Annotated in this window: 1 protein-coding gene; it reads right to left on the minus strand. The window is 43.9% G+C overall.

Annotated features, from left to right (window positions below; genetic code table 11):
* Positions 1–63: 63 nt before the first annotated feature.
* Positions 64–1,292 (minus strand): IS3 family transposase gene (locus ACFQI7_RS37735; RefSeq protein WP_218103605.1). Its coding sequence is split into 2 segments (ribosomal slippage): positions 64–1,004 and positions 1,004–1,292, totalling 1,230 coding nucleotides; the frame shifts between segments, so codons are not numbered across the junction.
* Positions 1,293–1,366 lie beyond the last annotated feature (74 nt).

Below are 1,366 nucleotides of genomic sequence, written 5' to 3' on the forward strand. Positions count from 1 at the left end.
CGGATTAACCCCCTGAGTTTGGACACAAGCTCACTCTTACTCATCTAGGCTTAGTTTTTCAAGTTATACACGTACTTCTTTAATTGGGATCGGTTTAATCCGGTTCTGATGGTAGAATTGGTCTGGTGACATATCCCGAATACTTGAATGGATTCGCCGCTCGTTATAGAATCGAATGAATTCGGTGACTGCTTCGTAGGCTTCGCTGTAAGACTGAAAATCGTATCGCGCTAAACAGTCATCTTGTAACAACCGGTGGAAAGACTCAATGTGTGCATTCATGTTCGGCGTTCTCGGTGGAATCCGTTCATGCTCCATTCCAAAGCCCTTACAAGCTGCTTCAAAAACATGTGAGACAAACTGAGGTCCATTGTCAGAACGGATGACAGGCTTTAATTCCGCCTCAAATAACTGTCTTTTAAAAAGGGCTGTTTGCAGAGTTCGCACCACATCTGTAGCTTCACAACGTAAGCCAATGTGGAAAGCAACAACCGAACGGTCATAGACATCTAAGCAGGATTGGATAAAAAAGAAGCGATCCTCACCTACAATATAGCCATATTTAATATCGGTCTCAAAAAGTTGATTTGAGGCAGTAATGATTCGGTTTCGAGCGAGTTTCCTTGGATACTTAGAGCGAATTTGTCGCTGTGGACGCAGAATACCTAGCACTTTGCATAATCGGTAGACCTTCTTTTTGTTAATCGCCAGTCTGTAATTCTGGCGTAGTGCGACGGTTAGTTTCCGGTAGCCATACGAAGAGCCGTCTCCAGCTACTAGCTCCATTAACCACTCCTGAATCTGAGCATCTGCCACTTTGGCGCCGTCTTGCTTAATGGAATATCCAGGTGTTTGGCGCCCCTCACTTACTGTTTTCTCCGCTACTTTACTGAACTTATGGTAATAGTAGCTGGATCTCGGGATCTTGACCAAACGCAGTACAAGCGTTATGGAATATCCCTGGTTAATGTAGCTGTCAGCTACTTCAACTTTGTCAGCAAATGAGGGTTTTTCTTTTTTATTAAGTCACGCAGGATCGCAATTTCTAGGGCTTGCTCACCAAGCAGCTTCTTTAATTGATCATTTTCCTGTGCCAGAATCTTCGATTCTAATCCTGTCATGGCATCAAGTGATGTCTCGCCGTACTTGCCTTCTTCGAATTCTTTCACCCATCGGTGAAGCATATTGACCGCAATTTCATAGCGACGGGCTACCGCGGCTTTATTCCCGGTTTCTATTGCTTCTTTAACGACCTGCTTCTTAAATTCTTTAGAATGCTTATTTCTCGTCATGTCATCAGCCCCTATCACTAATAGTGTAATCCATACACACTCTTAGTGTCCAAGTTCTTTAGGGGGCTAAACAG

It is taken from the genome of Paenibacillus allorhizosphaerae (assembly GCF_042659105.1).
GTDB classification, from domain to species: domain Bacteria; phylum Bacillota; class Bacilli; order Paenibacillales; family NBRC-103111; genus Paenibacillus_G; species Paenibacillus_G allorhizosphaerae.